The 6478-nt window shown below is 59.6% G+C and carries 7 protein-coding genes; 4 read left to right on the top strand and 3 right to left on the bottom strand.

Annotation, left to right across the window (positions count from 1 at the left end; translation table 11 throughout):
• Positions 1–44: 44 nt before the first annotated feature.
• Positions 45–974, bottom strand: coding sequence for a recombinase family protein (locus ABNQ39_RS37220; protein WP_376968027.1), 930 nt, complete (start codon positions 972–974; stop codon positions 45–47).
• 1138 nt (positions 975–2112) lie between these two features.
• Here ABNQ39_RS37220 and ABNQ39_RS37225 point away from each other — a divergent pair.
• From ABNQ39_RS37225 to ABNQ39_RS37240, 4 genes are all read left to right on the top strand, one after another.
• A complete protein-coding gene (locus ABNQ39_RS37225) occupies positions 2113–2373 on the top strand; it encodes a hypothetical protein (protein ID WP_376968030.1) in 261 nt (86 codons plus the stop codon).
• Position 2374: 1 nt separating this feature from the next.
• Positions 2375–2623: a type II toxin-antitoxin system Phd/YefM family antitoxin gene (locus ABNQ39_RS37230; RefSeq protein ID WP_376968032.1), complete on the top strand. Its 249-nt coding sequence runs from the start codon at positions 2375–2377 to the stop codon at positions 2621–2623.
• A 162-nt stretch (positions 2624–2785) separates the two neighbouring features.
• Complete coding sequence (locus tag ABNQ39_RS37235; RefSeq protein WP_376968035.1) at positions 2786–3205, top strand: hypothetical protein; 420 nt, start codon at positions 2786–2788, stop codon at positions 3203–3205.
• Positions 3206–3727: 522 nt separating this feature from the next.
• Positions 3728–4429 (top strand): hypothetical protein, encoded by a 702-nt coding sequence (locus ABNQ39_RS37240; protein WP_376968038.1) that lies wholly within the window; start codon positions 3728–3730, stop codon positions 4427–4429.
• Positions 4430–4678: 249 nt separating this feature from the next.
• Here ABNQ39_RS37240 and ABNQ39_RS37245 read toward each other — a convergent pair whose 3' ends face one another.
• Both ABNQ39_RS37245 and ABNQ39_RS37250 read right to left on the bottom strand, forming a co-directional pair.
• Positions 4679–4951, bottom strand: a complete 273-nt coding sequence (locus ABNQ39_RS37245) for a hypothetical protein (RefSeq protein ID WP_376968042.1) — start codon at positions 4949–4951, stop codon at positions 4679–4681.
• Positions 4952–5776: 825 nt separating this feature from the next.
• A complete protein-coding gene (locus ABNQ39_RS37250) occupies positions 5777–6460 on the bottom strand; it encodes a hypothetical protein (protein ID WP_376968045.1) in 684 nt (227 codons plus the stop codon).
• Positions 6461–6478: the final 18 nt, after the last annotated feature.

The following is a 6478-nucleotide window of genomic DNA, read 5'->3' on the forward strand; positions in this document are numbered from 1 at the left end:
ATAGAAACCAGTGGAGGCCACCCGCACGCTGCTGCACAGTCTTTTTATCCTTTGTTGATCCTCTTCTGGTTCCGTCTGACCTTTTGGGTTGGAGTGACAAGCCCTGCGCGCTCCGCGCGATCCAGCAATGCCTTCACCGACGACGCCGACCACGAGGGGCCGCCACGCGGGGCGCGGATGCGCATCTCCTCCAAACGGGCGGCGATGGCCCGCAGGCTGAGGTTCGGATCGGCTCCCTTGATGCCGGCGATGACCAAGAGGATGTCTTCCTTGGGCGGCTTGCGCAGTGCCGGCTCGATCAGGGCCGGCTCAGCCAGCCCCTCCGCGACGAGACGGCGCACCGCCCGCGACAGCCGGTCGGCCGTCCAAGGCCGATCGGGCGAGCCCAGCCGCCCGAGGGACTTGGCCACCTTACCCCACGAATTCGCTGGGCGAAGCGCACGCACCTTGGGCAGCCACGCCGCCGTGCTGGCCAACAGGTCCGCCATGTATTGCCGGTCCCGAATCGCCGAGAGCTGAGCGATCGCCTCCGGATCGCGCCGCTTGAGCGCCGGGTTGCCGCCCACCCGGCCGCGGGCCTTGGCCGCCCGCAGGCCAGCCTTTGTCCGCTCACGGATCAGGGCGCGTTCCAGTTCGGCGGCGGCGCCGAGCACCTGGAGGGCGAACTTCCCCTGCGGCGTCGAGGTGTCGATTGGATCGCGCAACGACTTGAAGTGGGCGCCGACGGCCTCCACCCTCTCGATCACTTCCAGCAGGTGGGAGAGGGAGCGGGCCAGTCGGTCGATGCGGGCTACCACCAGGATATCGCCGCGCTGCATATGGGCAACGGCCTTGGCCAGTTCCGGTCTCGACCGGCTGGCGCCCGATGCCTTCTCCTCGAAGATCACCCCGCAGCCGGCGGCCTTCAACTCGTCGAGCTGGCTGAAGGTCGCCTGATCCTCGGTGGACACACGGACGTAGCCGATCAGGGCCATGGGGAAGCTCCGGGACGGAGGAGAAATCGTCCCTTTGTACAGTTTGATCAGTTCTGAGAAAATGATCGTTTGGCCGCCTGTACAGACAGTTTGAACAGACTCCAGCCCACTCCGGCATCGCCGCACGGTGGGAGAAGACCGTTGCACGGAGCAGCGGAAAGCCCTGGTAACCGGCGTCGTGAAACCCTCCCGAGTATAGGGCGACAAGATGCCAAGCTACTCGGAGTATGCCGAAACGGAGAAGCGCCTGCGTCGTGGGAGTAACGCCCAGCCGGGGACTGGGTGCCAGTCAAGGTTATTGGGATCGTCGGTAAAGGTTATTGAGGTCGAAGGGGCACCGACGCAATGCGCCAGTTCACGCTATTACAACCAGGATTTCGACCGAAACGGCTTCAGTATAGGTTATTTCGCCAGCCGATATGGTCGTCGGTCGAAACGCGGGCGTAGCCGATAAGTGTCATGGCGAATTTCAAGCCAAGATGGAGACAGTGCCCTATTGTAAAGTTTTTAGAGATACGAGCAAACGAGGGTTTCAGAGCACTCCATTTCCTTTACAAGAGCCCGACGGATGGGCCCCGGTCTGGCCGGGAGGCATCTCTCCTGCCGCTTGCGCCGGCACCTGGCTGAGGCCCGCGCGACAAGACGCCAAGCCGATCGATCACTCTGGGCCGCGCGGTCGAAGCTGCAGAGGAAGCAGGCCGCAGTAGGCAAGCCAACGCTGTCGAGAGTTTTTCTCGCCATCTCAATGGGATGCACTCAACCCAAGGCTTGCGTCTCGGGCTATTCACATGAATCACTTTTATTTCACGATTGCGATTCGCCAAATGACAGCGGAAGAGGGGTGGCGGCCCCGAACATCTCGCTGACTTCGTCCATTGATCGACAGCTGGAGCAGTAGACGGCTTCCGAACGATTCACCCTCAAACCACCGCAACTCCTTGAACTGTCACGATGCACGCTTTGGCACCGCTCCCTCCTCCTGCTCTTCCCGGCCCGCCGGAGCAAGCCACCACGGCAGTCAGTGGCCTGACCCAGGCGACGGTCAAGGGGCCTTCCATGACCCGGTCGGCCGGCGTACCATCACCACCGTCAGGTGCGGCATGCAGGGCGCGGAACGACCGGTACAGCGGGGTGGTTCATGCAGGACACAGATCGGCAGGGCACAGATCGCCAGAAACGCCTCCGGGCAGCCATCGACCTCCTGCCTCTGGGCAAGCGCCAGAAGGCACTCGCCATGGAAAGCATCGACAGCATGTCAGCGGACGAGCAAAGCGATATGCTCGCACTTTACGATCGAACAATCAGCCACCTTCCAGCAGCTCTGGAAGCCGTCAGACAACTGCGCGGCATCGCTCCAATCGTTCAAGTTGCCAATCCATTGTCCGATACTGAGCGGTGACATGCCACGTCTCATATCCGCAGCCGATGCCAGACGACAATTCTCTACGATCCTCAAGCAGGCCGCCAGCGGCCGGACGGTGATCATCACCCAGCGCGGGCAGCCCATGGCGCGGCTGGAGCCATATGCGCCGCCCTCCGCCACTGGCGATGCCTGCTCCGCTTGGAATCGCTTGTTCCAAACCTTGGATGAGGGTGTGCACCTCAACACCCGGAGAGGGGATCGCAATTCCTTGTACGACCGACGATGAGTGGCCCCACTTGGTGTAACAGCCGGCCGCCATCGGTTTATAAGCGGCGTTTCCAGGGGACCCGGCACGCCCATGGGGGACCGGGTCCTCGCTGGAACGATCACGCCACAACCGCTCTCCGCCCGACAGCCGGAGGTGTGTCGATAACTGGATACCGGCGCCATGGAGAAGTTCCAGTGGGCCGACATGATTCTCTTCGACACGTCGATCGGCATGAAGACATGGCGTGAGCGCTGCGGATCGGCCTCGATGAGACGCGGCCAATCCGCAGCCGTACCGAAGTCAATCCCGGCGATGTGGTGGACAAATCGGGTAGGCATGCCGGAAACGCCGTCCGCGCACGATGTGATTGACCGTTCCGGAATTCAAACCAACCTGAATACTCGCTTCTGTCTGGCTGGTCATCTCTACGTTCACCAACCACAACACGTAGCAAGCTTTCATAAACGTAGCCTTTCTCGACTGGTGGGAACACATGCCGCTACGATCGCCTCCTTCTGGAGAGGCCTGCCATGGGATTTTCGCGATCGAACTCTATGGGGCTTAGGCCCCAAAACCGGCTCCCTGGACGCGGTTTCTTGATTGTCCACACCGTGGTGCGACTAACATCAAACTTACGGGCAACATCCTTCACTGGCCATTCTCCGGAAAGGACGGCGCACAGAATACGCCCGGCGTGTTCAAGCGAAATGTCGGGGGGACGACCAGATGAGTGCATGGCAATAGCTCTCTCGAGCACTGAAGTAATCAGCGCTTGACAAGCCCACACCCGTGCGCAATCCTCATGACTGTGGAGTTGAGGACTGCGCAAGAGCATACTCATTTTCTGAAAAGGGCGACCGTTCCCGCGGCCGCCCTTTTTGCGTTGCCTAGCCTATTCCATCTTTCCCTCCGTCCGTCGCCTAGCATATATTCGGTGACGCTCTGCTCTCTGTGTTCCAGTCAGAATTATTTGACCTGCGAGTGCAAGAGCCTTTTTCTCTCTGCCGCAAAGTCCGGTGAGCGCATCGGAGGCGCTGTATGAATCCATGGGAACAGGGTGTGCGAGCCGCCCTAGCCGAACGACGCAATCGGCTGGAGGAAATCGGCCGGGAAATCACCGACTTGGAACGTCAGATCGAGACATGCCGGCAACGCCTCGCATCACTCGCGGCGGATCGCTCCTCGGTCGAAAACCAAGCATTCCTGCTTGAAGAGATCGTGGATCAGGCGGCAGCCGGCGTGCGTCCCGGTGGGGAAGAAATTGCGTCAATCCTGCGGTCGCAGAGTGCATCACCATCGGCCAGGGTAGCGCCTTCAGCGCCCTCTTCCCTTCCGTCTGCTCCCTCAGGTCCGAAGGTTGAGGCGATGCTCGACGTCCTGAGAGGCTTCGGTCATACGGGCGCAAGCGCCAAAGCTCTGGCTGACGCTTGCGCCATAGCCGGGGTTGAACTGAAGAATGGCTGGGTCAGCAGCTCTCTGTCACAAAAGAAGAAGCAGGGGAAGGTTGTCGGGCAGAACGGGATCTGGTGGGCCGTCGAACATGCACCTGGCGACCTTGTATCCCTGCTGCACACTGTGCAGCTCTCGCCGAACAAGATCCCTCAACCGAGCTTGAGTGACACTATCAGACAGAGGTTGCTATCGATGGGAGAGCAAGGCGCCGCAACCCGAGAGCTGTTCGAGCGAATTGTGACACTCCGCCCTGAGACCACTTTGGGAGCGGTAAGCTCCTGTCTTTCCAAGCTTTGCAAGAAGGGAGAGGTTCGCGCCGTCAACGGCCGGTACACCGCAGTTGAACAAAGGACAGCCCATCCAACCGCCTAAGGTGGCACCTCTGCCTCTCTCAAGGAGCGACGCTCATCGACAGTGCCGCCCTTTGGAGTACCCGCGCCCCAGTGACCCCCAACCGGCTTTCACGTCGCTGCCGGTCCAGTTCCTGCACCAAGCCGGGGCGCCCTGATTCCTGCAGCATCGCACGTATACCTTCGGTTCACCGGCGGCTTTCAGTTTCCAGCCGCTGGGGTACATCTTCCTCGGTTACGGTGAGATGGCGGCGCTACATCGTCGCCCTTGTCAATACCTTGCTGTGTACGGATTGAATTCGATAGCAACTTTGTCAGTGAGAGCAGTATCCAGCTCAACGACAAGGTTCTGATACGTGATTGTTTCCATTGGCTTTCCAACCCGCTCAAAGAAAACTGGTGGGACACGTACTTTCTTTATCGTAGTTCTTTCAACTTTTGCGGTATACAGCAATTCATCATAGAAGTTTTGTTCGCCGTGGCTCAAGATATCCTCGACCGGCAGAAGCGGGTTTCGCAGCATTTCGGCAGGATGCTTGTGCATTTGCATTTGCCACATGGAAAGAAGAACGTCGTGTACGGTTCTCGGCATTGGTCAACCTGTTGCTCAGTGCTGCAGTTAATGGCGGGCAAGGCGTTGCTCTCCCGGCCACCCATTACGCCCTATAATCGCATAAAAGTCGATGGTTTCGTGCTAACCACGAAATTTCTGGTACCTGCTCGCGCTACGTACGACACTGCTCTGCCGGGGATACAGCGGGTCGCCATACGCGGCACAGCTCCCCTCCGAAATTAGACGAAGAGCACGCAACTGATCAGCGACCAGTTCAGAGTCGCGGCGCGCCGCCCGTTCCGTCGCCGCTCCGAGCTGGTCATCTGGGGAGTGGGCTGCCCAGTCGATTTCGCTCTTCCGGCACACGGCTATCCGTCCATCCATAATCCGCAGAGCTGCTTGAAGCGCGTCGCACTGAATGCTCCGGCTCCGCTGACCACTCAAGCGCTTCTTGCAGGTTCTCCTTTGATAGACAGCGGCAGGTCAATGCCTGCCTGGACATCTCAGCGCCGGCGCGGTGGTCGACCAGGCTGGGCTAGCCGCTTCGCCATGCCCCACTGCCCCAGCGCAAATGCCGCGGCTGGATCAAGAGCCTCCGGAGGCTCGGCACCTGCCGGGCGGCGCCTGTCGGTCATTTAGGGATCTTGGACGGGTAATAGCTGGCGGATCATGAGGCCTCGCTTTGTTTGCCGGAGTAGTCTACCGCGCGCATGCTCGTCATGCGCGAAAATTTTGCTGCTGGTCGCTGCCGCCGGTATGGCGGACCCGACCGCAACGGCCGGTGCCAGCCTGGCGACCGGCCAGCTCCACCAGCACTCATTTAATCACCCCCAAGTACCTTCCCACGTTCTTCAGTGACCGCTCGATCCATCCTTCGCTAGGTGCAGTTGCTTCAGGCGCAACCGCCTCGATAAACCAGTTAGCGTAATCCTGAAGGATCGCTGGCGGCACCTGCTGGTCGTTGGCACGAGCCCACTCGACTTCCAGCTTCCAGGCATTAAGCAGCGCCCCGCGTCCCGCACTGGAATAGCCGCGATCTGGGTTGGGTGAGTATCCCCCATTCGCCTTGAACTTTGCACGGATAAGTGGGTAACTGAGGCCATTCCCCCGGTAGTCGCGCTTAATGATGAGTAAATTGTCTCGGTATTCACCAGCAGCTTTCCACTCTTCATCCCCCTGCTCTTTAGCAACTGCCATGACGCAGGTTGGCATATTACTAAATGCCATGGAGAAGATCGCAAATTGATATCCATTGTTTTCATGAACTGGCGGTTGCTCGTGGAGGGCGCGACTAATTTCCTCCGCTCCAGGCTTTCGTTCTTCGAGAGCTACGCATGCATTCCGCCAATCCGCATCGATCTTGTCAGGCGTATAGGCGTATTCAACGGCCAAGGGGTCTTCGTACTTGATCGGCTGATCCCAGTGGTTGCCCAGCCATTCCTGTATAGGCATTTCCCAAATATTGCCATATGGGCGCTTCACCGGGGCCTGGTTGCTCACACTTAACAACGATCATCG

Origin of the sequence: Azospirillum sp. A26, from assembly GCF_042604635.1 — a bacterium.
GTDB classification, from domain to species: domain Bacteria; phylum Pseudomonadota; class Alphaproteobacteria; order Azospirillales; family Azospirillaceae; genus Azospirillum; species Azospirillum palustre.